Raw genomic sequence first — 25,089 nt, forward strand, 5'->3', positions numbered from 1 at the left:
GGAATCTGCACCGAAACAGCAAAAGGTACGAGGCTTTTTATTAGCTAGGTTACTGTTCTACACAGTTTGTCGGCTTTGATTGGTCCGGATCGTCCATAAGGTTATAGAGATCGGCCGTTTCACCCTTGGTCCACCAGATGTAGACGCCACCGGCATATTTGGCTCCAGACCCTGAAATGACGTTGGAAGCAACGATAGTCTCGTCTTCAAGCTCCAGCTCAGCAAGCGAAATATCACCGGCATTGTAGTAGGTTACTGAGACATTCTTCTCGCCACATTTATACAGAACGGAGTTGGTCGTTACTTCGGTATCGTCCGGCAGTTTGATGTTGATCTCGCCAGCCGATGCGGATGATGCCGCAAAGGTGAGCCCGAGAAACACAACCCAGTTCTTCATATCCAATCCACTTCTCAATCTGGAGTACATACAGATTGAGATATAACAATCACCGTGAATGTCCACCCAATCTTCACTGCAAAATGAAATCGCAGACGCTTGACGCTGAAAGGTCAAAAGCGCACAAGAAAATCATGTCTGAGATTCGATCCATCTGTGTTTATTGCGGCTCGTCTACGGGCCTGAATCCCATCTATCGCGAAGCGGGCGTCACACTCGGCCGGTCCATCGCCGAACACGGTCTGCGCCTTGTTTATGGCGGTGGCACGCGCGGCATCATGGGCGCGGTTGCGCAAGGCGTGATGGAGGCCGGCGGCGAAGTCACCGGCATCATTCCGACCTTCCTGCTCGACAAGGAAGCGAGCCTTGAAAAGGCCGAACAGCTAACCGAACTTATCGTCGTGGGTGACATGCATGAGCGCAAACACCTCATGTTCCAGAAGTCGGATGCGTTCGTCACCCTTCCCGGTGGCATCGGCACGGTCGAGGAAATCGTGGAGATGATGACCTGGGCGCAGCTCGGCAAGCATCGCAAGCCGATGGTGTTCGCTAACATCAACAATTTCTGGCAGCCTATGCTTTCGCTTCTTGAGCACATGACGACCGAAGGCTTCCTGCACACCGCACATCAGGTGAAGCCATTGGTCATCGACAAGGCGGAGGACATCGTTCCCGCCATTATCGCTGCCAACGGCAAGTCGCATGAAGGTGACCAGAAGATCATCGAAAAGATGTGATTGCGGCTTTCGCCCAAAACACAAAATCAAGTAACAAGGGCGGAGTGATCCGCCCTTAATTTTATCCGGGAGGGGTTGATGAAGACGATCGGGCTTATAGGCGGGATGAGCTGGGAAAGCTCACAGGAATATTATCGTATCATCAATCAGGAGATCCGCGCACGGCTCGGCGGCACGCACTCCGCCAAGAGCCTGATGTGGTCGATGGATTTTGGTGAAATCGAGCAGCTTCAGCATCAAGGCAAATGGGACGAGCTGACCAGACACATGATCGAGGCCGCGCAGAACCTTGAAAAGGGTGGCGCGGATTTCATCCTGATCTGCACCAACACCATGCATAAAATGGCCGCTGACGTTGAAAACGCCACATCGATCCCCCTTGTGCATATTGCTGACCCGACGGCGGAGAAGATCAAGGCCGCAGGCTTGTCCAAAGTCGGGTTGTTAGGCACCGCCTTCACGATGGAGCAGGATTTCTACAAAGGCCGCCTCGCAGCCAAACACGGGCTTGAGGTTGTGACGCCCGACAATGCCGACCGCAAAATCGTGCATGACATCATCTATCAGGAACTGGTCGTCGGCGAAGTACGCAGTGCATCACGCGAAAAATACCGCACTGTCATCAATCGTCTGGTTGAGCGCGGGGCCGAAGCCATCATTCTCGGCTGCACCGAAATCATGCTGCTCATCGGTCAGCAGGATAGTCCGGTGCCGGTGTTCGACACAACGCAACTGCATGCAGAAGCGGCAGTGGATTGGGCGTTGATTTAAACACTCACTTCTTCACCAGCGTCGCCACAGCTTCAACATGTGGCGACCAGAGGAACTGATCAATCGGCGTGACACGCGTGACGCGATAGCCGCCCTTCACCAGAATGGCGAGGTCGCGGGCGAGCGTCACCGGATTGCACGAAACCGCGACAACCTTCTCCACCTTGGATTTTGCCAGTTCAAGCGCCTGTTCTTCCGCACCTGCGCGCGGAGGATCGAAAACCACAGCATTATAGGGCAATAATTCCTTCGGCATCAGCGGACGGCGGAACAGGTCGCGACGTTCGACTGAAACGGGCTTCAAGCCCTGCACATGGCGCACGCCACGGTCGAGAGCCGCAAGGGCCAGCGCGTCGTTTTCAACGGCATGAACTGCACTTTTTTCTGCAATCCGCAGCGCAAATGTGCCGACACCGCAGAAGAGATCTGCAACGCGTTTTGCTTTGCCAAGATGCGAAAGGACGAGCGAAACCATTGCTTCCTCGGCATCTGCCGTTGCCTGCAGGAAGCAACCCGGCGGAACCGGAACCGGAACCTTGCCGAAATGGATGAGCGGCTTCTTCGGCTCCACGATGATCTCGCCTTCATGCGAAAGGCGCGCGAAGCCCTTTTCCATGACAAGCGCAGTTAGCGCGCGCCGTTGCTCATCGCTCAGCTTGCCGCAACCGCTTGCCGCAAGATCGAGGCCGGATTCCGTCTGCGTCGCTGCCAGCTTGAACGGTTTGGAGCCGGGTGCAATCAAGGCCCCAACTTCACGCAGATCGTCAAGCCGCGCAATGATTTCCGGCACCGTGACCGCACATTCGGCGATATCGATGATTTCATGGCTGAGGTGACGGTTGAAGCCGAGCAACACGCCCTTCTCCGTCTTGCGCGCCGCAAAAACAGCACGGCGGCGTGTCCGCGGCTGGCAAGCCACCAGCGGTGCAACCTCCGCGTCGATCCCCCTGCCCTTCAGCGCGGAGACAACCAGTTCTCGCTTCCACAGGCGATAGGGTTCATCCTGCCAATGCTGCAGCGCGCAGCCGCCGCAATCCTCGAAATGCTGGCAGGCAGGCGCCTGCCGTTCAGGCGATGTTTCGAGAAGCGCCATAACCGTCGCGCGGTTCTTGTCGCGCGCAACATTGGCCACTTCACCCGGCAGTGTGAAAGGCACATAAATCTGGCCATCAGGAAGGTTGGCGACGCCATCGCCGCCCGCACCAATCGAGCGGATTGTTATTTGCCCCATTGTCTGCGTTGTCATCGGTCCTTCTTTCCTGCCAGGAGATATTCACGATTGCCATCGCCGCCTTCGATGGGCGACGGGCAGAGGCCGAGCGCGCGCCAGCCGGGCAGCGTCTCAAGCCATGATTTCAGTTCTTCTGCTATGCGTTCGCCATCTTTCGGATCGCGCAAAATGCCGCCCTTGCCGATAGCCTCGCGGCCCGCTTCAAATTGCGGCTTTACGAGAAGCGCGCAGATAGCACCTTTTTGCGCAAAGGCCAATGCCGGAGGCAAGGCGAGTTTCAGCGAAATGAAACTCACGTCCGAAACCACGCAATCGATTTCGCGTCCATCGAGATGGGAAAGTTCCAGAGCACGAGCGTTGAGCCCTTCCTTGTTGGTGACGCGTGGATCGGCGCGCAGGGTCTCGTGCAACTGGTCGTGGCCGACATCGATGGCAAGAACATGACTTGCGCCGCGCTCCAGCAAAACTTGCGTGAAACCGCCTGTCGAGGCACCGATGTCGAGTGCCGTGCGCCCCTTCACATCAAGCTCGAAATGGTCAAGCGCCGCGATAAGCTTCAAGGCAGCGCGAGAAACATAAGCACTCGCCGGATCATCCACGGCGATCTTTGCGGTGCGCAAAACCGTCTGGCCCGGCTTGGTGACGGGCTTGCCGTCCACCTTGACCGTGCCGCGCTGGATTGCATCACGCGCCCGCGAACGCGTTGCAAACAGTCCAAGCTCCACCAGCAGCTGATCGAGCCGCAGGTTCTTGTCGCTCGTTTCTCCGCTCATCGGTCAGGCGCTAAACGGCGCTGCAACGGCCTCGCGGCCAAGAGCTGCAAACACCGCATGCACGATGCCTGTCCGGTCAAGACCGGCCTCGGCATACATGGCATCCGGCTTGCCGTGGTCCTGATATGTATCCGGCAAGGTCAAAGCCCGCACCTTGAGGCCACGATCCAGAAGGCCGTCAGTCGCAAGGAATTGCAGCACGTGGGAAGCAAAGCCACCGACAGCGCCCTCTTCCACCATAACCAGCACTTCATGTTCGCGTGCCAGAAGACGGATCAGATCGTGGTCGAGTGGCTTGGCAAAGCGCGCATCGGCAACTGTGGTGGAAAGACCGGCAGCACCCAGCTCATCGGCGGCGGCAAGACATTCCTGCAAGCGCGTTCCGAAGGACAGCAGAGCAACCTTCGTGCCTTCGCGCACGATGCGGCCCTTGCCGATTTCGAGCAGTTGTCCACGCTCTGGCAGGTCAACACCGACACCATCGCCGCGCGGATAGCGGAAAGAGATCGGGCCTTCATCATATTCGGCAGCCGTGCGCACCATATGGCGCAGTTCGGCTTCATCCGATGCAGCCATCACTACAAAACCGGGAAGAGCTGCGAGAAAGCCCGTATCGAAGGAGCCTGCATGGGTCGGGCCATCGGCACCAACCAGTCCGGCGCGATCAATGGGGAAGCGCACCGGCAGATTCTGGATCGACACGTCATGCACGACCTGGTCGTAACCACGCTGCAGGAAGGTGGAATAGATCGCGCAGAAGGGCTTATAGCCCTCGCTGGCCAGACCGGCGGCGAAGGTTACCGCATGTTGCTCGGCAATACCGACATCGAATGTGCGCTGCGGAAACACTTCGCCGAAGAGATCAAGCCCGGTGCCCGATGGCATGGCAGCGGTGATCGCCACTATTCTGTCGTCGTGACGGGCTTCTTCGATCAGGCTCGTGCCGAAAATCTTGGTGTAGCTCGGTGCATTTGCAGGCGGCTTCGACTGCTTGCCGGTGATGACGTCGAACTTGTTGACGCCGTGATATTTGTCGGCGGCAGCTTCTGCGGGCGCATAGCCCTTGCCCTTCTGTGTCACCACATGAATGAGCACCGGGCCTTCCTGCGTATCGCGTACGTTTTTCAGGATCGGCAGCAGATGATCCAGATTATGGCCGTCGATAGGACCGACATAGTAGAAGCCAAGTTCCTCGAACAGGGTGCCGCCTGTAAAGAAGGCACGCGCATATTCTTCCGATTTGCGAGCCTTGTCCTGCAAAAACTTCGGCAGTTTCTTGGCGACCTGCTTGGCGGCCTCGCGAACGCTGCGATAGGTCTTGCCGGAGACAAGACGCGCCAGATAGGCGCTCATCGCACCGGTCGGCGGCGCAATCGACATATCATTATCGTTGAGGATGACAATGAGGCGCGCGTCGAGCGCACCAGCATTATTCATAGCCTCATAGGCCATGCCTGCCGACATGGAGCCATCGCCAATGACGGCAATAACATTGCGCTTTTCGCCCGAAAGATCGGATGCGACCGCCATGCCGAGGCCAGCGGAAATCGATGTCGATGAATGTGCAGCACCGAAAGGATCATATTCACTTTCAGTACGCTTGGTGAAACCCGAAAGGCCGCCGGTCTGGCGCAACGTGCGGATACGGTCGCGGCGCCCGGTCAAAATCTTGTGCGGATAAGCCTGATGACCAACGTCCCAGATGATACGGTCGTGCGGCGTGTCGAAAACATGGTGCAATGCCACTGTCAGCTCCACCACTCCCAGTCCCGCTCCCAGATGCCCGCCGGTGGTTGAAACCACGTCGATCAGCTCTGCACGCAATTCCTGCGCGAGCTGCGGCAGATCAGATTCCGGCAATGCGCGCAGGGCTTCCGGGATCGGTGCCTTGTCAAGCAATGGGGTCGTGGGTCGGGACATTAAAACAACCTGTTTCTGGTTCGGTTTTGTTGTCGGTATAGTAGCAACGCGACAGGATCAAGCAGGGCGGGACATCGTGTCCTACAGCGGGAGGCAATCCACATTATTCAGGCAGAGGTATGAAATCCTTCTCGTCACCGGGCACGATGTCGAAACGCCCGCTGCGCCATTCTTCCTTGGCCTGCTCTATCCTCTCTCGCGATGAGGATACGAAGTTCCACCATACATAGCGCTTCGAGCCGAGGGTTGCACCGCCAAAAAGCATAATATGAGCACCTTCCGGCCCGGCCTGCACGACAATATCGTCGCCAGGGCGGAATGCCAGCAAGCGGTCCGGTGGGAAGACCTCACCGCCAATGCCGACATTGCCCTGCAGCGTATAGATGGCGCGTTCTTCGGCCACGGGCGGGATCGGAAAGCGCCCGTTCGGTTCTATACGAATATCCGCATAAAGCGTATCGGCGTGCTGGATCACCGGAGACTCCAGCCCCAGCATGGAGCCCATGATCAGCCGACCAGAGAAATCGCGATCCTCCATCACCGGCAGTTCTGGCGCATTAGTGTGAAAGAATTCCGGGCTGATTTCTTCCAGCGCATCGGGCAGCGCGAGCCAGGTCTGAATGCCGGAAATGGACAGTGGCCCGTTGCGCTCCTCTTCTGGCGATCGTTCGGAATGCACGATGCCACGACCGGCGGTCATGAGGTTCACGTCACCGGGACGAATAACCATTTCGGTGCCGAGACTGTCTCTGTGGCGGATATGTCCGTCAAACAGATAGGTCACGGTCGAAAGTCCGATATGCGGGTGCGGGCGCACATCCAGCGCATCACCATCCCTCAGAACGGCGGGTCCCATGCGATCAAAGAAAATGAACGGCCCGACCAGACGGCGGCGCACGGTCGGCAAGGCTCGCCGCACTTCCAGTCCACCGATGTCGCTTGTGCGTGGAATGACCAGCGTTTCAATGCTGTCTACCGACGTCTTGTCGCCAAGAACCGGATCAGGACACGGAAAGAAACTCATGCAACGCAACTCCAGCTATTGCTCTACAACGCATATATAAGCGGCGCCGTCATTTTATCGAATGTAGCCCCAAAACAAAACCGCACCGACAAGCGGTGCGGTTCGATCAGGATGCAAATTCTGTCAGCGTCCCTGCAACAGCTTGGAAAGCGAGCTGGCGTCAGGTACCTGTCCGTTGGTCGTCAGCTTGTCCACCAATCCCGGCAGAACCTGCGACAGCTGATCCAGAAGTTCCTGCTGGTCGATACCGGCGTGCTGAGCAATTTCGCTCAGTGTTTTCTGGCCGATTGCGTCGCCAAGCTGGCCCGGCTCGATTGAATGATTGGTTCCCTGGCCGACCCAGGAATCCACCTTTTCACCGAGGCCAGCCTGTTTCAACTGATCAAGGAGGCCGCCAAGACCGCCGCCCAGTGAACCCGGAGCCGAGGGAGCTGCTGAGGCATTTCCGGCAGCCGCACCGCCAAGCAGGCCGCCAAGCCCGCCAAGGATACCGCCGAGCAGGCCGCCGCCCGCTTGCGACTGATCCGGTACTGGTATGGGCTGCGCCTGAGTGGCCTCCGTCTCTTCGCTATTACCCTTCAGCATCTTGCCGATCAGCAGGGCGCCGAGCGCAATCAGAACCGGTTTCGCGAGGCTTCCGCCGGGAATGGGCGAATTGCCTGAGTTGTCGTCATAACTTCCCATCACACGATACTCCCTGTTATCCGATGCCAACTGTGCATTCGGTAAGTTAAAGTTAAATGGGTTTCCCGATTTGACAAGCATTATACCTTGCAAATTTTATAGCAGTGTGAAAATTTCCTAAGTGCGTGATGCAAAAGTGTATTTACGCATCGGGAGATATTAGATGTCTGTTATAAGCTGGATAATACTAGGCTTGATTGCCGGCTTCATCGGCAGCAAGATCGTTAATAAAAGTGGCCAGGGCCTGTTCCTGGATATTGCTCTCGGCATTGTCGGCGCCATTGTCGGCGGTGTGATCTCGTCTCAGCTTTTTGGACGTGGCGTCACTGGCGCATTCGATCCGATCAGCCTTGTTATCGCGATCATCGGCTCAATAATCGTGTTGTGGGTATACCACGCAATTACCGGCAAGCGTTCCATCGGCTGATGTGATAGTTACAGATTTCAGGCTCCGGCTCGTCCGGAGCCTTTTTAGTTCTGTCGGCCGAAAGACCTGCCAATCCATGAGCTTTCTGGAACCATATATTGCAGCCTATGGCGCGCTCGCGCTTTTCGTAATCGTATATTTTGAATCTTTCGGCGCACCCTTGCCCGGTGAAAGCGCCCTTATAGCAAGCTCGCTGCTTGCCTTGCATGGAACGCTCAATATCGAAGCCGTACTGATTGCCGTATTCATCGGCGCCGTACTTGGCGATTGCACCGGATACCTGATCGGTCGTTTCGGTGGCCGCCGCCTGATCCTGCGATACGGGCACCTCGTCAAGCTGACGCCTGAACGGCTGGAACAGTTCGAGAAACTGTTCGACAGCAAGGGAATTTACGTGGTCGCGACGGCTCGTTTCGTCGTGCTCCTGCGACAGCTCAACGGCATCGTTGCGGGTTCGATGAAAATGAACCCGCTGCATTTTCTGGCGGCCAATATCGTCGGAGCTGCAGGATGGACACTGGTCTGGGGCCTAGGTCCCTACATGCTGAGCGGGATTCTCGCGCCTTATGTCACCCAGCTCAAAACGCTGTTCTGAGCAGAATTATTGGACCAGTTTATTCCGGATCGAGCGGTTCGGTTCCGACCGGCTGGCCGTCGCGGCCAATGCGAATCTTCTCCACCTTGTCCTCGGCAGACTTCAGAAGCGTATCGCAATGCTTTTTCAGAGCCTCGCCACGCTCATAGATGCGAATGGACTCTTCCAGCGGCACGTCGCCCCGCTCCAGATCGTCGACGATCTTCTCAAGCTGCTTCAACGCATCCTCGAAGCTCATTACTGCAATGTCGGCGTTGGACGGTTCGGTTACCATGATTCATCCTTTCAACAGCCGCGTAATATGCGTAGACGCGGACTGCGACAAGCCCTCTAGATCATATCCACCTTCAAGCACACTCACTAGCCGGTGATCGCAGAACCTTTCTGCCCGCTCCATGAGTTTGCCCGTCGCCCAGTCAAAATCCGCTTCGTCAAGATTAAGCTCGGCCAGCGGATCGCGAAAATGAGCATCGAAGCCCGCCGAAATAAGGATCAAATCTGGCCGGAAATTGTCCAAAGCGGGCAATACACGACTATTAAATGCCTCGCGGAATTCGCGGCTTCCCGTATCGGGGGAAAGTGGTGCATTGAAGATGTTGCCGACGCCGGTTTCGTCCTTCGACCCCGTTCCGGGATACAAGGGAAACTGATGCGTCGAACAGAACAGGACGCTTGGATCGTCCTTGAAAATATCCTGCGTTCCGTTGCCGTGATGGACATCCCAATCGACGATAGCGACACGTTCCGCGCCGTGACGCTGCTGTGCATGACGGGCGGCAATCGCAATATTGTTGAAAAGGCAAAAGCCCATCGCAGTGGAACGCTCGGCATGATGTCCCGGCGGGCGGGCTGCAACGAACACGTTGTTTGCAGCACCGGAAAAGACATCATCGACCGCCGCTGTCGCCGCACCAATCGCCGTCAGCGCTGCATCCAGACTTTTCGGGCTGACATAGGTGTCGCCGTCAAGCTTCACCACGGGCGCTGGCGCTGCCTCGTCCGAAGCAGGCTCCGGTATTCCGGCGCGTATGGCTTCCAGATGCTTTTCCGGATGGGCAAGCAACACTGACGCCTCGTCGCCGCGCGGCGCTTCCACCCGGTCGAGCCGATAGAAATCCGGCCCCTCCAATTCGCTCATCAAGGCCCGGATACGATCCGGGCGCTCGGGATGGCCGGGCGGGGTCAGATGTTCGAGATAGATCGGATGCCAGTAAAGCCGTGTCGTCATCGATTCACTATAGCATCTCACCGGCACATGACCATGACGGCCATGCGCCAGCTTTGTCTGAAGGAGACTAGATGATTTCCGTACGGGCGATGTGGATGCCGAAACCTTCAAGGCCAACATAGTGACGCTCACGCGATGCCAAAAGCACAATCGACGTGATTCCGAGATCCTTCAATATCTGCGCACCAAGGCCGATCTGACGCCATTCCTCCTCGCGGGCAACCGCTTCGGCATGGCTTTCATGCTCGCTCTGGATCGCGTCACGGGCGCGGGTGTCGTGGTGATCGGAACGCACGCCAACAGAACCTTCGCGCAGATAGACCAGTACGCCGCGACCTTCCTTGCCCATCTTTTCCATGATGGCATCGAGATTGCTGCCGCCTTTGCCAAAAACATCGTTCAGCACATCTTCGCGATGCAGGCGGACCGGCACTTCCTCGCCGTCACGAATATCGCCGAACACGACGGCTACGTGCTGCATGGGTTCCCATGGCAGTTCGTAGGTGTAGGCATGGGCCGCACCTGCACAGGTCTTGACCGGTGCATCACCAACGCGCTTGACCAGCGTTTCCTTGCGCTGGCGATAGGCGATGAGGTCGGCGACCGTAACCCGATGCAGCGTGTGCTTTTCAGCAAAGGCCTTCACGTCCGGACCACGCATGACGGAACCGTCATCGTTGACCAGTTCGCAGATAACGCCGATGGGCGGCAGGTTTGCGAGCTTGCAGAGGTCGACAGCGGCTTCCGTATGGCCGGAGCGCATCAAGACGCCGCCTTCGCGGGCAACCAGCGGGAAAATATGTCCGGGACGCACAAAATCCGAAGCACCGGCATTCGGGTTCGCCAGATTGCGCACGGTCAGCGTGCGGTCTTCTGCCGAAATGCCGGTCGTCGTGCCATGGCGGTAATCGACCGTCACAGTGAACGCTGTTGTGTGAGCGGATTCGTTTTCGGCAACCATCGGCGCGAGGTTGAGACGCTTGGCTTCGTCGCGAGTCATCGGCGTACAGACGATGCCGGACGTATGGCGGACGATGAAGGCCATCTTTTCCGGCGTGCAATGCACGGCGGCAACAATCAGGTCGCCTTCGTTCTCGCGCCCGTCATCATCCATGACCACAACGATTTCGCCGCGTTCGAAAGCGCGAAGCGCATCCACGACCTGTTTCTGGTTATAGCTCATTTCGACCTCTATGTGTCAGGCAACCAACGGGCCCTATCGTCGGTCAGATATGGCCAATATGGCCGAATTCAATCAGATGCGGCCAGTCTGGCCCCAAATTGTTTAGACGCGGCCAGTGTGGCCCCAAGTTAGTCAGACGCGGCCAGTCTGGCCGCGGTGACGCAGATAATGATCTGCAATCGCACAGGCCACCATCGCCTCGCCGATCGGTACGGCACGAATACCCACACACGGATCGTGACGACCCTTGGTCTTCACATCCACTTCCTTGCCGTCCTTGTCGATGGAGCGGCGCGGGGTCAGGATCGACGAGGTCGGCTTGACGGCGAAACGCGCCACAACCGGCGCACCAGTCGCAATGCCACCGAGAATCCCGCCAGCATGATTGGACAGGAACAGCGGCTTGCCGTCATTGCCCATGCGCATTTCGTCGGCGTTCTCTTCGCCGGTAAGACGGGCAGCCTCGAAACCGTTGCCGATTTCCACACCCTTGACCGCATTGATCGACATCAGCAGGCTGGCAATATCCTGATCGAGCTTGCCGTAGATCGGCGCCCCGATACCAGCAGGCACACCTTCAGCGATAATCTCGATGACTGCGCCGACCGACGATCCGCTCTTGCGAATGCCATCAAGATAGTCTGCGAACAACTCGACCGAACCGGCATCCGGCGAGAAGAAAGGGTTGTTGTCCACTTCCGACCAGTTCCAGCGACGGCGGTCGATACCGTGCACGCCCATGGCCACCAGCGCGCCCTTGACCTCAAGCCCCGGCACGACCTTGCGCGCTATGGCGCCTGCTGCCACACGAGCTGCCGTTTCGCGCGCCGACGAACGTCCGCCGCCGCGATAGTCGCGAATGCCGTATTTGACGTCATAGGTATAATCGGCATGACCGGGACGATACTGACGGGCAATCTCGCCATAATCCTTCGAGCGCTGATCGGTGTTCTCGATCATCATCGAGATCGGTGTGCCAGTCGTCGTCATGGTCACGCCGTCGTCGCCCAGAAGAACACCGGAAAGCACGCGAACCTGATCCGGTTCGCGGCGCTGCGTCGTATATTTGGACTGGCCGGGCTTGCGCTTGTCGAGATAGGCCTGAATTTCGGCTTCCGTGAACGTAATGCCGGGCGGGCAGCCGTCAACAACGCAACCGAGCGCCAGACCGTGGCTTTCGCCCCAGGTGGTTACGCGGAACAGATGACCGAAACTATTGTGAGACATGCGCGACGCCTGAATAAATTGTCCTTGTCCGGAGCGGGTCAAGGAGAGAGCAGCTACTTTACGGCCCGGTTTTATTGAGCTTTTTGACGCCGGTCAAATCAAGCTCCTTGAGGACGTAAAATTTCCTTCTGAAGTTCGATATCCGGCATTTTTTTTGACACATTCCGCACGCTACACTGTGGGATATCCGGCGCAACGCGCTGAAAATCGCAATCACGACAATCGTGTCGAATCGGTCAGGCGACAACCCAACCCGAGGCACAACCAAAGGAACGGAAAGTCATGCATTATCTGGTCGGATTAATTCTCATCGTGGCGTCGCTTTTCTCGACGGTAGCGATGGCAGACGATGCCGAAGGCAAGATCACCGGTATCAACAAGGACAGCGAAACCATAACACTCGATGACGGCCAGACATACAAGCTGCCCGGTGAGTTCGATTACAGCGCGATCAACAAGGGCATGAAGGTCCTTATCATTTATGACATGGTCGACAGCACGCGCTTCATCACCGACATTCAGGAAGCGCCGTAAGCACGCCCCCAGAAAGAGAATGAGCGGCTCATAAGCCGCTCTTTTCATGTGGGCTGAAACCAGCCACTTCTGACAACACGCGCCCAATCGGCGCGACCGTTGTTCTCCGCCATCCGGACCATCCGCGCCGTATCGTAGGGAATATTGCGCAGGGTTATCTGCCAGCCAGACCCGGTCTGTTCGATGACAGCGTAGGATGCATTGGGATTGCCGGTCTGGACGACGTGCGGAACCGGATGATCGTCGTCGTAACCGGGGCAACCCACGCTTCCCGGATTGACCAGCATTCGCCCATCTCCCAGGCGAACGATCCTCGGCGTGTGCGTATGCCCGCAAAAGATCAGCGATGCAGCTATATCTTCAGCTTCGGCCTCGATCTCATCTCGGGTTCGCAGAACGACTTCGCCGTTCGCGGTCACTTTCTCCATCCAGTAGGTGGTATCGCTTGACGGTGTCCCGTGGCAGATGAATATCCGTCCATCGACCAGAGACTGCGATGCGGGCATTGCAAGCAGCCATTCGATGTGTCGGTCATCAAGCTGCTCGCGCGCGACCCGATCCGACGGCCCCATATCTGCGAGCGGCTTTTCGACAAGCCAGCGATCATGATTGCCACGAATGCAGATCATTTCTCGCGCCATCAGCATATCTGCTGTCTCACGCGCGGCCAAAGGACCACTTAGATGATCGCCGAGATTGATAATCGTCTGGATTTGCAAAGCATCGATATCGGCCAGCACTGCAGCCAAGGCGTCACTGTTACCGTGAATATCCGATATGACCGCGAAACGTTCGAAAGGCATAAAACGCCTCCACCGCTGGCAAAATTATGTTTACGGTCACTATAGACTGATTTGCGGGATCAAACCCACTCCAGCTTGCCGTTTGCAAACTTCAGAATCTTGTCCTGCGGGATGGAGAGATTGGCAGCGGCGTGGCCGTCCATGTCCCCGTAGAGGTAAAACAGCGTGCGGATGCAGCCACCATGCGTCACGCAGATAGTCGGCCATTCCACGGCTTCCACCCAGCGCCCGATGCGGCGCGACAGGCCCATGTAGCTCTCGGCGGTTGTGCCCGGCGGCACGAAATTCCACTTGTCGCGGGCGCGCGCTTCCAGAAGGTCTTCACGCTCCCTGGCAATGTCTTCCATCATGAAGCCCTGCCAGTCGCCGAAATTGACTTCCATCAGTTGTGGATCGGTGCGGTATTCATACGGATCAAGACCCATGCGCAAACGGATACGTTCCATCGTCTCGCGCGTGCGTCGCAGCGGGCTTGCAACGAAGTCGAAGCCTGCACCCTCGCCAATCAGCGATTTCAGCATATCGCCGTTGCGGTCGGCCTGGCTGCGCCCATTATCGTTGATATCGATATCAAGCTGCCCCTGAATACGCTGCGAAACATTCCAGTCTGTCTCGCCGTGACGCGAAAAGTAGATGATCTCCCGAGCCACAGCCCTACCCCTATCTGCCGCCAATGAATAATCTGGATAACTTCCCCGCAGCGGGAAAGACAAAGAAAAATCCCGAAAAGCCGGTCAGCCTTTCGGGATTTTGTATTCGCTGCTTCAGTCTTTCACGACCGAAATATCCGGAGCGTCAACCGCTTTCATGCCGATGACATGATAGCCGCTATCCGCGTGGTGAACTTCGCCAGTCACCGAACGGGACAGGTCGGAAAGGAAATAGAGGCCGACATCGCCCACTTCCTCGATGGTGACGGTACGGCGCAGCGGCGCATTGTATTCGTTCCACTTGAGGATATAGCGGAAGTCACCGATGCCCGAAGCGGCAAGCGTCTTGATCGGGCCAGCCGAGATTGCATTGACGCGGATGTTCTGGGGGCCGAGATCGACGGCCAGATACTTCACGCTTGCTTCGAGAGCAGCCTTGGCAACACCCATGACGTTATAGTTCGGCATGACCTTTTCGGCGCCGTAATAGGTCAGCGTCAGGATAGATCCGCCGTCCGCCATCAGCTTTTCCGCGCGACGCGAAATAGCCGTCAGCGAATAGACCGAGATCAGCATCGTGTTGGTGAAGTTGGCTTCCGACGTATCGACATAACGACCCGTCAGCTCATCCTTGTCGGAAAAGCCGATGGCATGCACCACGAAATCGAGCTTGCCCCACTTCTTTTCAAGCGTCTCGAAAACAGCATCCATGCTGGCAGCATCAGCCACATCGCAATGTCCTGCCACGAATGCGCCGAGCTCTTCAGCCAGCGGTTCGACACGCTTCTTCAATGCATCGCCCTGATAGGTGAATGCGAGCTCTGCGCCTGCATCACGAGCGGCCTTGGCAATACCCCATGCGATGGAGCGGTTGTTGGCGACGCCCAGAATCAATCCACGCTTGCCCTGCAACAAACCTGACTGTGCGGTCATTAGGGGTCCTCATTGAAAACAATTAACTTGTTGCCCTATCGCACAGGCTCGGCTCTCCTTCAAGCAATTGCAGTGAAAAAGCCGGGCATTGTCACTTTACTGCCGCAAAGAGACAACACCCGGCTTTAAACGATTGAAGTCGAGTTTTGGTTAAGCCTGTGCAACGATTGAGCATTTTCAGGGCGTGATGCGCTAGCGTCTCAGCGCCCTGGTATCAGGCGACTCTGCGCTTTTGCAGGAACTCTTCCAGTTCCTTGTCACCGCCTTCCGGCAGCATGATCCGCACATGAACGTAGAGATCGCCGCGCCCATCAGCTTTCAACGGGAGGCCTTTTTCTTTCAGGCGCAGCACGCGATCGGAACTCGACCAGGCCGGAATTTTGACTGCGATACGCCCATCCAGCGTTTCGACTTCCTGCTTGCCGCCCAGAACCGCATCGGCAAGCTCGACCGGCATATCTACATGGACATCACGTCCTTCGAGGCGAAACCGCGGATGTGCCTTGAAGTGTATCGTGACCAGCGCATCGCCTGCCGTTCCGCCCATCAACGGCTCGCCCTGCCCTTTCAGGCGAATGGTCTGACCGTCTTCAACGAATCTCGGCAACTTGATCTTCAGGTGCTTGCCATTCGGGAAGATCGCCTCGACCTTCTCCGCACCGGCCGCCTGCTCCAGCGTAATATTAATAGACGCGGAAAGGTCAGCTCCCTTGGCCGGGCCGCGCTGACGCGCACCACCACCAGCACGGGCGCCTCCACCGAAAGCGCCGCCGAAAAGGTCGTTCAGAATATCATCCGCGCCGCCGAAACCGCCGCCTTGCTGAAAGCCGCCGGGACCAGAACGGAATTCAAAGTGACTGTTGCCGTCGCCACCTTGCCGGAAACCGGCAAACGGGTCGCCATGAGCGCCGCCGAAGCCCTGTCCGCCGGTGAAACCCTGAAAGGCAGGCTTGCCTTCGGCATCTATCTCGCCCCGGTCAAACTGACCACGCTTGTCCTTGTCGCCCACAATTTCATAGGCCTGGTTCAGTTCTGCAAAGCGCTCCTGCGCTTTCGGATCATCCTTGTTCTGATCCGGATGGTGCTTTTTGGCCAGTTTGCGAAAAGCCGATTTTATTTCCTCGGGCTTCGCCGTTTTGGCGACGCCCAGCACGCTATAGGGATCGCGCATATAGTTCCTCTTTCAGGAAAATAACTATGAGATGAGTAAGACTCGTTGCCCATAATATGCGCATATGGCCGGAAAAGTTCCAGTCAGGCCGGGCTTTTCTTTTCAAATGGGCGCGAACGAAGTCACCGTCCATTGACCCCCACGCTGCATGCAGGTTTCGCCGCGATAGATGGAAACACCGTCAAAAGCTTCACGCGAGGTTTCGAATTCGCGGCAAAGCTGGTTGTTCTTGCTGTTCTCGGCAATGGTGGTGATCGTGCCCTGGCTGCCCGTATCGGGATTGGCCCACGGTACGGGCTTCTTGCCCCATTCCGTGAAATTGAGCGCTGAAACAACGTTCCTGATCGCGGATTGGTCGGAAAGCTTGCCAGTATCGGTCTCAACCGGCTGCGGCTGTTTCACCGATCCGGTGATCGTGGAAGAATCGGGAACGGCCTTTTCAATGCTCACGCCACCCATGGCGCAACCGGCAAGCGAGAGGATGCATATGCCAATCACGGCCTTGCGCAGCGCATTTGCGCGGCAGCTCAGGCTCCAGAGATTGTCCTTGTGGCGAAGCGTCTCGACAGCCAACGCTATTCCCTTATTTTTACACGCTAAAGATGCAGGGATTATGAGTGAACTTGAGTTAACAAGCAGTGTGCCGGAAAGGTAAACAAATCGGAATCAGAGCACAACGCCCAACTCCGCACTTTATTCAGCCATCAAACGATGTGCCCGGTTTTCTGCATCCGGTTCGAGAAAGACCAATCAACCGGCAGCTCGTTGCCAGTCCGAAAATGAAGAGTGCGGCGCGTTCACCGTTGCCGTGCGTGTTGCGTAGCCGTTCCGGCCAGCCTGCTTTACCTTGTAAAGCGCGAGATCGGCCCGGGCAAAAACGTCAAGGTCACTCGTTTCGTTGTCGCGTTCCTCACTGGCAATGCCGATACTGACAGTCATGGCGAGTTTCTGTCCATTGAAGGCAAGCGGGGCATCGTTGATCGCCCTGACGATGTCGCGTGCGATTTCCGTCGCTTCCTGCTCGTCCATCTTTGTCAGCAGAATGGAAAACTCATCACCGCCGAGACGTGCCAGCACACCGCGCCGATTAAGGACGTCGACCGCCACATCGGCAAAATGCACGAGCGCCTGATCGCCCAGCGCATGACCATAGGTGTCGTTCCATTGTTTGAAATTGTCGATATCGATCAGCATGACGCTATAGGCTGTACCGTCCTCGCTGAACGCCAACTCCGCCCTTGCGAGTCTTTTCATGAAATGACGGCGGTTCGGAAGCCCGGTCAGCTCGTCGGTTTCTGCTACCTTTGCCATATCGCCATGCAAGCGGTTCATCGCCATGACGATAAAGCCGAAATTCCAGATCATGCCGCTATAGATCACACAGACAAGCGCATAGCTTTCGATGGTAAAATAGAGCGACTGATCGAACTCACCCACCCATCCGGCGATGTTCAGCGAGGTCTCAATGGCGTGCCCAATGATACCGAGCAAAAAGGCCATGATAGCAATCTGACCGCCGAGACCAATGCCCTTCTGCCGGGCCAGATAGAAAACCGTCATCCCCATGGGTACTGACTGCCCCACGGCATAAGCAATGTTGCGCCCCTGCCAGCTCGAATGAAATGCCGCCATGACGGCGAAACTTGCGAGCGATATTCCCATTGCCAGCCGCCAGCCGCCTTTGTGGCCATAGAAATAACGCGCACCAACCCAGGCAAGGCAGAAACCGTAAATGATGATGGTATTACCGGTGACCGCAGGCCAGAACGCGCCCTCATTACCCTGCAGCGAAAGCACGAAGCCTCCGACCAACAGAAGCGTCGTCGAAAGAAGCCAGATTCTGGCAGGCCGGAATTTGCGATAAGAGAAGGCGATAGCGGTCCAGATGATGCAGACCGTCAGCGAATTTAAGAGAATTACAATATAAAGCGTCAAAAAGTCGAGTTTTGGCATAGCCCCCACCTTGACCGGCGCCCTACAAAAAGTTGCCCGCTAAGTAAAGCCATGTCGAACCCTGCGACGACACATCCCGGCAAGACCATGGACAAAATGCCGGTTATGGAAGAAGCTCCCTCCCGACCCGCCCCATTGGGGTTTCTTTGGCGGGGATTCCCTTGCAGGATGATCCGCAAATTCCGACAGGCTTTTGAAATATCCAAAATGACAAACGCAAGCGACGACTTCACCGAATCCTCCCAGCCGTTCAAACTTTTTGCAGACTGGCTGACCGACGCCAAAGCGAGCGAACCGAACGATCCGAATGCGGTCGCGCTGGCAACAGTCGATCCCGACGGCCTGCCCAATGTGCGCATGGTGCTGTTGAAGGATTTCGACGAACAGGGGTTCGTCTTTTACACCAATTATGAAAGCACCAAGGGCAAGGAAATCCTGTCAGCGGAAAAGGCCGCGATGTGCTTCCATTGGAAGACGCTGCGCCGTCAGGTGCGCGTGCGCGGCGCGGTGGAGAAAGTCAGCGATGCCGAGGCCGATGCCTATTACGCTTCACGCCCGCGCGGCAGCCGCATCGGCGCCTGGGCATCCAAGCAGTCACGCCCGCTGGAAAGCCGTTTCGCGCTGGAAAAGGCCGTTGCGGAATATACCGCAAAATATGCCATCGGCGACATTCCACGCCCGTCCTACTGGTCGGGTTTCCGTATTCGTCCGGTCTCGATTGAATTCTGGCATGACAGGGCCTTCCGCCTGCATGACCGCGTTCTGTTCACACGTCCCGCACCTGAGGGCGACTGGAACAAGGAACGGCTTTATCCATGATCCCATAATAAGAAGGCCACCGGACACGGTGGCCTTCTTATTTATACCAGCGGCTTGACCGCCACCCAGAGACTTCCGAGAACAAGCCCGAGGAAAATCAGCCAGCCAACAATATTGTTGGATTTGAACAGTTTCAGGCACTGGTCGGGATTGTCGATATCGAGCACGATGATCTGACGATAAAGATGTACGCCCGCTGCGAGCAACCCAGCCAGTGCTGGCATCGGCACCTGTGCCACGGCAAAAGCGGCGGCAAAGAAGCCGATAGCACCACCATACAGGATCATCAGCGCCGTCTTGGTGTGCTTGCCGAACAGACGCGCCGTGGAGCGCACGCCCACCAGCGCGTCGTCTTCCTTGTCCTGATGCGCGTAGATCGTGTCATAGCCGATCGTCCACAGGATCGCGCCGATATAGAGAAGCACCGGCGCAAGGCTGAGTGAACCCTCCACTGCAGCCCAGCCCATGAGTGCGCCCCATGAGAACGCAAGACCAAGCACGAATTGCGGCCAGTTGGTAATGCGCTTCATGAAAGGATAAGCGGCGACGATCAGAAGCGAGAAAATGCCAAGCCCGATGGAGAACCAGTTGAACTGCAGCACCACCACAAGACCAACCAGCGCCTGCAGAACCAGAAAAATCTTGGCCTGACCACGTGTCACCTGCCCCGACGGCAGTGGCCTTGAACGCGTGCGATCCACCTTGTCGTCAATATCCTGATCGACAAGATCGTTATAGGTGCAGCCGGAGCCACGCATGGCAATGGCGCCGATCAGGAACAGAACGAGATGCCAGATCGAAGGCATGACGGCCCAGGCGCCATCGCCCGGCTTGGCGCCCGCACCTGCCACCAACGCTGCCGACCACCAGCATGGCCAGAGCAGGAGCTGCCATCCGATGGGACGATCCCAGCGGGCGAGCTGCGCATAGGGCCAGAGCCAGTGCGGCAGCAGCTTATAGACCCAATGGCCCGATGGAGCATCCTTTACACGCCCTTGCGCATTGCGTGACTGAATCGATCCGTGTAGTTCGGGCTGTGACATGGCGAAATCCTTGATATATGCAGCCATCACTATAACCCCGACGAAGACGGAGCAAGCAATGAGAGTTCTTTTAATCGGTTCTGGCGGTCGTGAACATGCTCTGGCCTGGAAACTGTCCGCTTCTCCGTCACTGACAAAACTCTATTGCGCTCCCGGCAATCCCGGCATTGCGACGATCGCAGAACTCGTCGACATCGGTGTCGATGACCATCAGGCTCTGATTGCCTTCGCCAAGGACAAGAAGATCGATCTCGTGGTGGTCGGGCCTGAAGCGCCACTGGTGGCTGGCCTTTCCGATGAAATGCGTGCCGAGGGTATCCGTGTGTTCGGCCCGTCCAAGGCTGCGGCACAGCTTGAAGGCTCGAAGGGTTTCACCAAGGATCTCTGCGCGCGCTTCGATATTCCGACAGGCGCTTATGGCCGCTTCAACAATGCGCCCAAGGCCAAGGCCTATATCCGCCAGCAGGGTGCGCCCATCGTCGTCAAGGCCGACGGGCTCGCCGCAGGCAAGGGCGTGATCGTTGCGATGACGCTCGATGAAGCGCTCGACGCCGTGGATGCCTGTTTCGAGGGCGCATTCGGTTCCGCCGGTGCCGAAGTGGTGGTTGAGGAATTTCTGGACGGCGAAGAAGCAAGCTTCTTCTGCATATGCGATGGCAAGACCGCCTTGCCGCTCGGCTCGGCGCAAGATCACAAGCGTGTCGGCGACGGCGACACCGGCCCGAATACAGGCGGCATGGGTGCCTATGCTCCAGCTCCGGTCATGACGCCGGAAATCGTCGAACGCACCATGCGCGAACTGATCGAACCGACCATGCGCGGCATGGCGGAAATCGGCGCGCCCTTCTCCGGCATTTTGTTCCTCGGCCTGATGATCGGCAAGGACGGCCCGAAGCTCATCGAATACAACACCCGTTTCGGTGACCCGGAATGCCAGGTGCTTATGATGCGCCTCAACAGCGACCTGCTCGCGCTCATCAATGCTGCCGTGGACGGCAAACTTGATGAAGTCTCGCTCGACTGGAAAAACCAGCCTGCGCTGACGGTTGTGATGGCTGCGGAGGGCTATCCGTCCAATGTGAAGAAGGGCAGCGTCATCCGCGATCTCGACAAGCTCGAAGGCATTGATGGCGTCAAACTCTTCCACGCGGGAACGGCGGAGAAGGACGGCAGCATCGTTGCCAGCGGAGGCCGCGTGCTCAACATCACTGCCATTGCCGACACGGTCGCCGAAGCACAGGCGCGCGCCTATGAAGCCGTAAAGCTCATCGACTGGCCGGAAGGCTTCTATCGCTCCGATATCGGCTGGCGCGCTGTCGAGCGGGAAACCCAAGCCGACAAGAAATAGCCTCGACAGCATTATCTGTAACCGCCGAGTTTCGGCCTCACAGGCGGACAATGCCTAGTGGATTGCATTTGACGTTTGATATCCGTCCGATATTAATCCCGTTTCAAACGTCAAATTCGAAAAATCCACGAGATTGTTCACCTCCGTACAAATGGCTGTGAAGCCGCAGCACAATATTGACGTTTACGTAATAAGCCGATAGCTCTTGTATTGAACAGCCAAAATGGCTCCTGCCGGATTGCATGAAGCACCGGCGCAGGGCGGGCTTCCGAGGAGAAGTCCGCGAAACATACTCGGAGGAAAGATGTATCGCGCGCCGGTTTCTGAAATTTCCCATACGCTGATGAAGGTTGCAGGGCTGGAGAAAGCCCTCGACGACAACCGCTTCCCCGAATTCTCCGCCGATCTTGCCGCTGCCATTCTGGAAGAAGCCGGCAAGTTTGCCTCAGAGCGCGTCGAGCCGCTGCGCATCACCGGCGACAAGCATGGCGCGACCGTCAAGGACGGCGTTGTCACCACCGCGCCGGGCTGGAAAGAGCTATATCGCGACTGGATCGAAGGCGGCTGGAACTCGCTGACCGGCACGCCGGAATATGGCGGTCAGGGCCTGCCCACGATGATGTCGGTGGCAGTGAGCGAAATGTGGAACTCCGGGACGCTTGCCTTCGCCATCGCGCCGACACTGACCATGGGCGCAGTCGAAGCGGTCGAAAAGCACGCCTCCAAGGAGTTGAAGGACATCTATCTCGAAAAGCTCATCAGCGGCGAGTGGATGGGCACGATGAATCTGACTGAACCGCACGCCGGTTCCGATCTTGGTGTACTGCGTACCCGTGCGGAACGTGCCGGTGACGGCAGCTACCGCATCTTCGGCCAGAAGATTTTCATCACCTATGGCGAGCATGACCTGACCGACAATATCGTGCATCTGGTGCTGGCGCGCCTGCCCGATGCCCCGGCCGGGACGAAGGGCATTTCGCTTTTCCTCGTACCCAAATTCCTCGTCAACGATGATGGCTCGCTTGGCCGCAGGAACGATCTGTTCTGCTCCGGCCTTGAGCACAAGATGGGCATCCATGCCTCGCCAACCTGCACCATGATCTATGGTGATGGTTTCGTGAAGGGTGAAGAACAGGGCGCGGTTGGCTACCTGATCGGCGAGGAAAATCGTGGGCTGGCCTGCATGTTCACCATGATGAACAATGCGCGTCTTCTGGTCGGCATTCAGGGTGTCGGCGTTGCCGAGGCCGCTTATCAACAGGCCCTTGCCTATGCCAAGGAGCGCAAGCAGGGCCGCGCCATCGGTGCTGATCCTAAGCAAGGCATGAGCCCGATTATCGAGCATCCCGATGTACAGCGCATGTTGCTGACCATGAAGGCGCTAACGCAGGTTGCCCGTTCGATCACCTATTCCTGCGCACATGCCATCGACATGAGCCATGCAACGGAGGGCGCAGACCAGCAGTTCTGGTCGGATCGCGCCGGTCTGCTGACGCCGCTCGCCAAGAGCTTTGCGACCGATGCAGGCGTGGATGTTGCTTCGCTGGGCATCCAGATTCACGGCGGCATGGGCTTCATCGAAGAGACAGGTGCTGCGCAATTGCTGCGTGATGCCCGGATTACCCCGATCTACGAAGGCACCAACGGCATTCAGGCCATCGACCTCGTGGCGCGCAAGCTGCCGCTTGGGCATAGCGAGCATATCAAGGGCTTCCTTGCAGAATTGCAGGACGACGCCGACAAGGCCGCCGCATCCAATCGTCCGGAACTCGGCGAAACCGGCGCTCGCCTTTCCAAGGCCATCAATGAGGCCCGCGAAGCCACGGACTGGCTGCAAAAGGCAGTTGCCGAAGGGCAGCTTGAGGCAGCACTTGCCGGAGCCACGCCTTATCAGCGGCTTTTGTCGCTCGTTTCCGGCGGCGCCTATCTCGCGCGTGCGGCGCTCGCGGATGACGATAGCGGCCGCGCAGTGCTGAGCCGCTTCTTTGCGGAAAATATGCTTGCCGAAGTATCGTCCCTGAAAGACACCGTCATCACCGGCGCTGCCAGCCTAGCCGCCGCCAAATCCGCGCTGGAGGCATAGGCATGAGCGAACACATCCTGATTGAGCGCAAAGGCGCGATCCAGATCATCCGTCTTAACCGGGCCGACAAGAAAAACGCCATTACCCGCGCCATGTATGCCACCATGGCAAAGGCGCTCAAGGACGGCGATGCCGATGACGCGGTGCGTGTGCACGTGTTTCTCGGGGTTCCGGGTGCATTCTCATCCGGCAACGACATGCAGGATTTCATGGTCGCGGCATCGGGCGGCGATCTCGGCAACGACATTCTGGATTTTCTGGGTGCTCTTTCCAGCGCAAAGAAGCCGATCGTTTCCGGTGTCGATGGCCTTGCCATCGGCATCGGCACGACCATCCACCTGCATTGCGACCTGACATTTGCAACGTCGCGCGCCTTGTTCCGCACGCCTTTCGTCGATCTCGGCCTTGTGCCGGAAGCAGCTTCCAGCCTGCTGGCACCACCGCTGATGGGACATCAGAAGGCATTTGCCCTGCTGGCGCTCGGTCATGGATTTACCGCGGAAGCCGCACAGGAAGCCGGGATCGTCTATCAGATCGTTGCCGAAGATGCGCTGGAAACGGAAGTAATGAAGGCCGCAGAAGAAATCGCTGCCAAGCCTCCGCAGGCCATACAGATCGCCCGTGCGCTGATGCGCATGCCAGCTGAAAAAGTTTCCGAACGTATTGCACGTGAGGCCAAACATTTTGCTGAACGGCTTACCTCAGATGAAGCCCGCGAGGCCGTCATGGCATTTCTCAGCCGAAAAAAATAAACCCGAACGTTGTGAACGTTCGAGGGCTTTTTGGAGGTCAGCCAAGATTTTTTGAAGGGGTCGCCTTATCTCAGGCGACCCTTTACCCTTTCTAGAGCGCATCTCGTCCGAAAACCGTTTCACACTTTTCGGGATGCGCTCCAATTCAATTTCGAGCAATGATTTCCTTGCCGGAGATCACCAGACGGACGCCAAGCGTACCTGTCTTGCGGCGAGCAAGAAAACGCGGACGGCGACGGCGCGGCTCCTGTCCCTGACGGCGAGCCTGCGGCTGGCTGGTGCGGACCGCACCGGTGCTTTCATAAAGCGGGCGGGCGACGCCGTCTTCCTCGACCAGCATCATCGGCAGATTGAAGCTTGCCGCCCAGGCGCGCCAGTCGGCGGCAACGTCAGTCAGATCATGTGCGACAAGCAAGGGAACGGAAAGCTGCGGGTCTTCATGCATCAGCTCCAGCGTCACCGTGATTTCGCCGAACTCGTCTTCCACCGCACGGGCGGCAACGCCGACAAATGCGTTGGCCGGGAGAGCGATCGACATCGGCAGACCACTTGAAGGCAGAACCTGCCGGATCACTGCGCCGCGCTCGTTGATGGTGAAGGTAACGTCGCTGCTCCCGTCATGGGTCGCATAGCTCACAACCTGCGGAAAGTGAAACGGATCAAGCCGCAATTCCCGTCCTGCCCAGTCGGGCTTCAGTCCCTTGCTCATCATTTTCGACGCCTCTGTCTCTCTGTTTTTTATTTTTGAGAGCCGGTTATTCCGACTTCCCTTTGTCGAGCTTTTTGCTCTTCGTTGAGATGGA

At 57.4% G+C, this 25,089-nt stretch carries 27 protein-coding genes; 9 read left to right on the forward strand and 18 right to left on the reverse strand.

Annotation, left to right across the window (positions count from 1 at the left end):
• Nucleotides 1–49: 49 nt before the first annotated feature.
• On the reverse strand, nucleotides 50–397 hold the full coding sequence (locus AC1RHM_RS15590; RefSeq protein WP_029925558.1) for an MliC family protein: 348 nt from the start codon (nucleotides 395–397) through the stop codon (nucleotides 50–52).
• A gap of 134 nt (nucleotides 398–531) precedes the next feature.
• On the opposite strand from AC1RHM_RS15590, the gene AC1RHM_RS15595 reads away from it, so the two are divergent.
• Both AC1RHM_RS15595 and AC1RHM_RS15600 read left to right on the forward strand, forming a co-directional pair.
• Nucleotides 532–1,134, forward strand: a complete 603-nt coding sequence (locus tag AC1RHM_RS15595) for an LOG family protein (protein ID WP_036581371.1) — start codon at nucleotides 532–534, stop codon at nucleotides 1,132–1,134.
• A gap of 78 nt (nucleotides 1,135–1,212) precedes the next feature.
• Complete coding sequence (locus tag AC1RHM_RS15600; RefSeq protein WP_492332586.1) at nucleotides 1,213–1,905, forward strand: aspartate/glutamate racemase family protein; 693 nt, start codon at nucleotides 1,213–1,215, stop codon at nucleotides 1,903–1,905.
• 4 nt (nucleotides 1,906–1,909) lie between these two features.
• On the opposite strand, the gene AC1RHM_RS15605 is transcribed toward AC1RHM_RS15600, so the two are convergent.
• From AC1RHM_RS15605 to AC1RHM_RS15625, 5 genes are all read right to left on the reverse strand, one after another.
• Nucleotides 1,910–3,151, reverse strand: coding sequence for a class I SAM-dependent RNA methyltransferase (locus tag AC1RHM_RS15605; protein ID WP_036581366.1), 1,242 nt, complete (start codon nucleotides 3,149–3,151; stop codon nucleotides 1,910–1,912).
• Entirely contained in the window at nucleotides 3,148–3,909 is a 762-nt protein-coding gene (locus AC1RHM_RS15610) for a TlyA family RNA methyltransferase (protein ID WP_010658367.1), read from the reverse strand. Before AC1RHM_RS15610 ends, AC1RHM_RS15605 begins: the two co-directional genes overlap by 4 nt.
• 3 nt (nucleotides 3,910–3,912) lie before the next feature.
• Nucleotides 3,913–5,829 carry a 1-deoxy-D-xylulose-5-phosphate synthase gene (dxs, locus tag AC1RHM_RS15615; RefSeq protein ID WP_036585960.1) on the reverse strand — a complete coding sequence of 639 codons (1,917 nt, stop codon included), beginning with the start codon at nucleotides 5,827–5,829 and terminating at the stop codon, nucleotides 3,913–3,915.
• 103 nt (nucleotides 5,830–5,932) lie between these two features.
• Nucleotides 5,933–6,853: a pirin family protein gene (locus tag AC1RHM_RS15620; RefSeq protein WP_036585963.1), complete on the reverse strand. Its 921-nt coding sequence runs from the start codon at nucleotides 6,851–6,853 to the stop codon at nucleotides 5,933–5,935.
• A gap of 123 nt (nucleotides 6,854–6,976) precedes the next feature.
• Nucleotides 6,977–7,537 (reverse strand): YidB family protein, encoded by a 561-nt coding sequence (locus AC1RHM_RS15625; protein ID WP_029925573.1) that lies wholly within the window; start codon nucleotides 7,535–7,537, stop codon nucleotides 6,977–6,979.
• Between the two features lie 163 nt (nucleotides 7,538–7,700).
• Here AC1RHM_RS15625 and AC1RHM_RS15630 point away from each other — a divergent pair, with 163 nt between their 5' ends.
• Nucleotides 7,701–7,964, forward strand: coding sequence for a GlsB/YeaQ/YmgE family stress response membrane protein (locus tag AC1RHM_RS15630; protein ID WP_006466196.1), 264 nt, complete (start codon nucleotides 7,701–7,703; stop codon nucleotides 7,962–7,964).
• 76 nt (nucleotides 7,965–8,040) lie between these two features.
• Nucleotides 8,041–8,559 carry a DedA family protein gene (locus AC1RHM_RS15635; protein ID WP_010658363.1) on the forward strand — a complete coding sequence of 173 codons (519 nt, stop codon included), beginning with the start codon at nucleotides 8,041–8,043 and terminating at the stop codon, nucleotides 8,557–8,559.
• A gap of 19 nt (nucleotides 8,560–8,578) precedes the next feature.
• Here the strand turns inward: AC1RHM_RS15635 and AC1RHM_RS15640 are convergent, their stop codons facing one another.
• From AC1RHM_RS15640 to aroC, 4 genes are all read right to left on the reverse strand, one after another.
• Entirely contained in the window at nucleotides 8,579–8,833 is a 255-nt protein-coding gene (locus AC1RHM_RS15640) for an exodeoxyribonuclease VII small subunit (protein WP_002963588.1), read from the reverse strand.
• A gap of 3 nt (nucleotides 8,834–8,836) precedes the next feature.
• Nucleotides 8,837–9,787: a histone deacetylase family protein gene (locus AC1RHM_RS15645; RefSeq protein ID WP_036585965.1), complete on the reverse strand. Its 951-nt coding sequence runs from the start codon at nucleotides 9,785–9,787 to the stop codon at nucleotides 8,837–8,839.
• 67 nt (nucleotides 9,788–9,854) lie between these two features.
• Nucleotides 9,855–10,970 carry a 3,4-dihydroxy-2-butanone-4-phosphate synthase gene (ribB, locus tag AC1RHM_RS15650; RefSeq protein WP_012090813.1) on the reverse strand — a complete coding sequence of 372 codons (1,116 nt, stop codon included), beginning with the start codon at nucleotides 10,968–10,970 and terminating at the stop codon, nucleotides 9,855–9,857.
• A 132-nt stretch (nucleotides 10,971–11,102) separates the two neighbouring features.
• The gene (gene aroC / locus AC1RHM_RS15655) at nucleotides 11,103–12,197 is read right to left on the reverse strand and encodes a chorismate synthase (protein ID WP_036581406.1); all 1,095 of its coding nucleotides are present in this window, start codon (nucleotides 12,195–12,197) and stop codon (nucleotides 11,103–11,105) included.
• Nucleotides 12,198–12,479: 282 nt separating this feature from the next.
• On the opposite strand from aroC, the gene AC1RHM_RS15660 reads away from it, so the two are divergent.
• On the forward strand, nucleotides 12,480–12,731 hold the full coding sequence (locus AC1RHM_RS15660; protein ID WP_010658359.1) for a DUF1344 domain-containing protein: 252 nt from the start codon (nucleotides 12,480–12,482) through the stop codon (nucleotides 12,729–12,731).
• A gap of 44 nt (nucleotides 12,732–12,775) precedes the next feature.
• Here the strand turns inward: AC1RHM_RS15660 and AC1RHM_RS15665 are convergent, their stop codons facing one another.
• The 6 genes from AC1RHM_RS15665 to AC1RHM_RS15690 form a co-directional block, all read right to left on the reverse strand.
• On the reverse strand, nucleotides 12,776–13,534 hold the full coding sequence (locus AC1RHM_RS15665; RefSeq protein ID WP_036581409.1) for a metallophosphoesterase family protein: 759 nt from the start codon (nucleotides 13,532–13,534) through the stop codon (nucleotides 12,776–12,778).
• Between the two features lie 59 nt (nucleotides 13,535–13,593).
• Nucleotides 13,594–14,184 carry a histidine phosphatase family protein gene (locus AC1RHM_RS15670; RefSeq protein ID WP_036581416.1) on the reverse strand — a complete coding sequence of 197 codons (591 nt, stop codon included), beginning with the start codon at nucleotides 14,182–14,184 and terminating at the stop codon, nucleotides 13,594–13,596.
• 114 nt (nucleotides 14,185–14,298) lie between these two features.
• A complete protein-coding gene (gene fabI, locus AC1RHM_RS15675; protein ID WP_010658356.1) occupies nucleotides 14,299–15,117 on the reverse strand; it encodes an enoyl-ACP reductase FabI in 819 nt (272 codons plus the stop codon).
• Between the two features lie 214 nt (nucleotides 15,118–15,331).
• Nucleotides 15,332–16,288, reverse strand: a complete 957-nt coding sequence (locus AC1RHM_RS15680) for a DnaJ C-terminal domain-containing protein (protein WP_036581419.1) — start codon at nucleotides 16,286–16,288, stop codon at nucleotides 15,332–15,334.
• 102 nt (nucleotides 16,289–16,390) lie between these two features.
• A complete protein-coding gene (locus AC1RHM_RS15685; protein WP_236020272.1) occupies nucleotides 16,391–16,819 on the reverse strand; it encodes an RT0821/Lpp0805 family surface protein in 429 nt (142 codons plus the stop codon).
• A gap of 219 nt (nucleotides 16,820–17,038) precedes the next feature.
• Nucleotides 17,039–18,241, reverse strand: a complete 1,203-nt coding sequence (locus tag AC1RHM_RS15690; RefSeq protein ID WP_492332587.1) for a GGDEF domain-containing protein — start codon at nucleotides 18,239–18,241, stop codon at nucleotides 17,039–17,041.
• Between the two features lie 207 nt (nucleotides 18,242–18,448).
• On the opposite strand from AC1RHM_RS15690, the gene pdxH reads away from it, so the two are divergent.
• Nucleotides 18,449–19,060 (forward strand): pyridoxamine 5'-phosphate oxidase, encoded by a 612-nt coding sequence (gene pdxH, locus AC1RHM_RS15695; protein ID WP_029375899.1) that lies wholly within the window; start codon nucleotides 18,449–18,451, stop codon nucleotides 19,058–19,060.
• Nucleotides 19,061–19,101: 41 nt separating this feature from the next.
• On the opposite strand, the gene ubiA is transcribed toward pdxH, so the two are convergent.
• Nucleotides 19,102–20,103 carry a 4-hydroxybenzoate octaprenyltransferase gene (gene ubiA, locus AC1RHM_RS15700; RefSeq protein WP_029925587.1) on the reverse strand — a complete coding sequence of 334 codons (1,002 nt, stop codon included), beginning with the start codon at nucleotides 20,101–20,103 and terminating at the stop codon, nucleotides 19,102–19,104.
• Nucleotides 20,104–20,161: 58 nt separating this feature from the next.
• Between ubiA and purD the strand changes: the two genes are divergently transcribed.
• The 3 genes from purD to AC1RHM_RS15715 all read left to right on the forward strand — a co-directional run bounded on the left by purD (nucleotide 20,162) and on the right by AC1RHM_RS15715 (nucleotide 24,286).
• The gene (gene purD, locus AC1RHM_RS15705) at nucleotides 20,162–21,451 is read left to right on the forward strand and encodes a phosphoribosylamine--glycine ligase (RefSeq protein WP_012090805.1); all 1,290 of its coding nucleotides are present in this window, start codon (nucleotides 20,162–20,164) and stop codon (nucleotides 21,449–21,451) included.
• A gap of 304 nt (nucleotides 21,452–21,755) precedes the next feature.
• Complete coding sequence (locus tag AC1RHM_RS15710) at nucleotides 21,756–23,534, forward strand: acyl-CoA dehydrogenase family protein (RefSeq protein ID WP_492332588.1); 1,779 nt, start codon at nucleotides 21,756–21,758, stop codon at nucleotides 23,532–23,534.
• A 2-nt stretch (nucleotides 23,535–23,536) separates the two neighbouring features.
• A complete protein-coding gene (locus AC1RHM_RS15715) occupies nucleotides 23,537–24,286 on the forward strand; it encodes a crotonase/enoyl-CoA hydratase family protein (protein ID WP_151576859.1) in 750 nt (249 codons plus the stop codon).
• A gap of 145 nt (nucleotides 24,287–24,431) precedes the next feature.
• On the opposite strand, the gene AC1RHM_RS15720 is transcribed toward AC1RHM_RS15715, so the two are convergent.
• Complete coding sequence (locus AC1RHM_RS15720; protein ID WP_010658347.1) at nucleotides 24,432–24,998, reverse strand: DUF6101 family protein; 567 nt, start codon at nucleotides 24,996–24,998, stop codon at nucleotides 24,432–24,434.
• Nucleotides 24,999–25,089 lie beyond the last annotated feature (91 nt).

Source organism: Brucella sp. GW823-FHT04E01 (genome assembly GCF_058796175.1).

Excerpts from the sequence above, each read along its gene's own strand:
- AC1RHM_RS15590 (WP_029925558.1), bottom strand. The coding sequence starts at position 397 with ATGAAGAACTGGGTTGTGTTTCTCGGGCTCACCTTTGCGGCATCATCC.
- AC1RHM_RS15595 (WP_036581371.1), top strand. The coding sequence starts at position 532 with ATGTCTGAGATTCGATCCATCTGTGTTTATTGCGGCTCGTCTACGGGC.
- AC1RHM_RS15600 (WP_492332586.1), top strand. The coding sequence starts at position 1,213 with ATGAAGACGATCGGGCTTATAGGCGGGATGAGCTGGGAAAGCTCACAG.
- AC1RHM_RS15605 (WP_036581366.1), bottom strand. The coding sequence starts at position 3,151 with ATGACAACGCAGACAATGGGGCAAATAACAATCCGCTCGATTGGTGCG.
- AC1RHM_RS15610 (WP_010658367.1), bottom strand. The coding sequence starts at position 3,909 with ATGAGCGGAGAAACGAGCGACAAGAACCTGCGGCTCGATCAGCTGCTG.
- dxs (WP_036585960.1), bottom strand. The coding sequence starts at position 5,829 with ATGTCCCGACCCACGACCCCATTGCTTGACAAGGCACCGATCCCGGAA.
- AC1RHM_RS15620 (WP_036585963.1), bottom strand. The coding sequence starts at position 6,853 with ATGAGTTTCTTTCCGTGTCCTGATCCGGTTCTTGGCGACAAGACGTCG.
- AC1RHM_RS15625 (WP_029925573.1), bottom strand. The coding sequence starts at position 7,537 with ATGGGAAGTTATGACGACAACTCAGGCAATTCGCCCATTCCCGGCGGA.
- AC1RHM_RS15630 (WP_006466196.1), top strand. The coding sequence starts at position 7,701 with ATGTCTGTTATAAGCTGGATAATACTAGGCTTGATTGCCGGCTTCATC.
- AC1RHM_RS15635 (WP_010658363.1), top strand. The coding sequence starts at position 8,041 with ATGAGCTTTCTGGAACCATATATTGCAGCCTATGGCGCGCTCGCGCTT.
- AC1RHM_RS15640 (WP_002963588.1), bottom strand. The coding sequence starts at position 8,833 with ATGGTAACCGAACCGTCCAACGCCGACATTGCAGTAATGAGCTTCGAG.
- AC1RHM_RS15645 (WP_036585965.1), bottom strand. The coding sequence starts at position 9,787 with ATGACGACACGGCTTTACTGGCATCCGATCTATCTCGAACATCTGACC.
- ribB (WP_012090813.1), bottom strand. The coding sequence starts at position 10,970 with ATGAGCTATAACCAGAAACAGGTCGTGGATGCGCTTCGCGCTTTCGAA.
- aroC (WP_036581406.1), bottom strand. The coding sequence starts at position 12,197 with ATGTCTCACAATAGTTTCGGTCATCTGTTCCGCGTAACCACCTGGGGC.
- AC1RHM_RS15660 (WP_010658359.1), top strand. The coding sequence starts at position 12,480 with ATGCATTATCTGGTCGGATTAATTCTCATCGTGGCGTCGCTTTTCTCG.
- AC1RHM_RS15665 (WP_036581409.1), bottom strand. The coding sequence starts at position 13,534 with ATGCCTTTCGAACGTTTCGCGGTCATATCGGATATTCACGGTAACAGT.
- fabI (WP_010658356.1), bottom strand. The coding sequence starts at position 15,117 with ATGACCGCACAGTCAGGTTTGTTGCAGGGCAAGCGTGGATTGATTCTG.
- AC1RHM_RS15680 (WP_036581419.1), bottom strand. The coding sequence starts at position 16,288 with ATGCGCGATCCCTATAGCGTGCTGGGCGTCGCCAAAACGGCGAAGCCC.
- AC1RHM_RS15690 (WP_492332587.1), bottom strand. The coding sequence starts at position 18,241 with ATGCCAAAACTCGACTTTTTGACGCTTTATATTGTAATTCTCTTAAAT.
- pdxH (WP_029375899.1), top strand. The coding sequence starts at position 18,449 with ATGACAAACGCAAGCGACGACTTCACCGAATCCTCCCAGCCGTTCAAA.
- ubiA (WP_029925587.1), bottom strand. The coding sequence starts at position 20,103 with ATGTCACAGCCCGAACTACACGGATCGATTCAGTCACGCAATGCGCAA.
- purD (WP_012090805.1), top strand. The coding sequence starts at position 20,162 with ATGAGAGTTCTTTTAATCGGTTCTGGCGGTCGTGAACATGCTCTGGCC.
- AC1RHM_RS15710 (WP_492332588.1), top strand. The coding sequence starts at position 21,756 with ATGTATCGCGCGCCGGTTTCTGAAATTTCCCATACGCTGATGAAGGTT.
- AC1RHM_RS15715 (WP_151576859.1), top strand. The coding sequence starts at position 23,537 with ATGAGCGAACACATCCTGATTGAGCGCAAAGGCGCGATCCAGATCATC.
- AC1RHM_RS15720 (WP_010658347.1), bottom strand. The coding sequence starts at position 24,998 with ATGATGAGCAAGGGACTGAAGCCCGACTGGGCAGGACGGGAATTGCGG.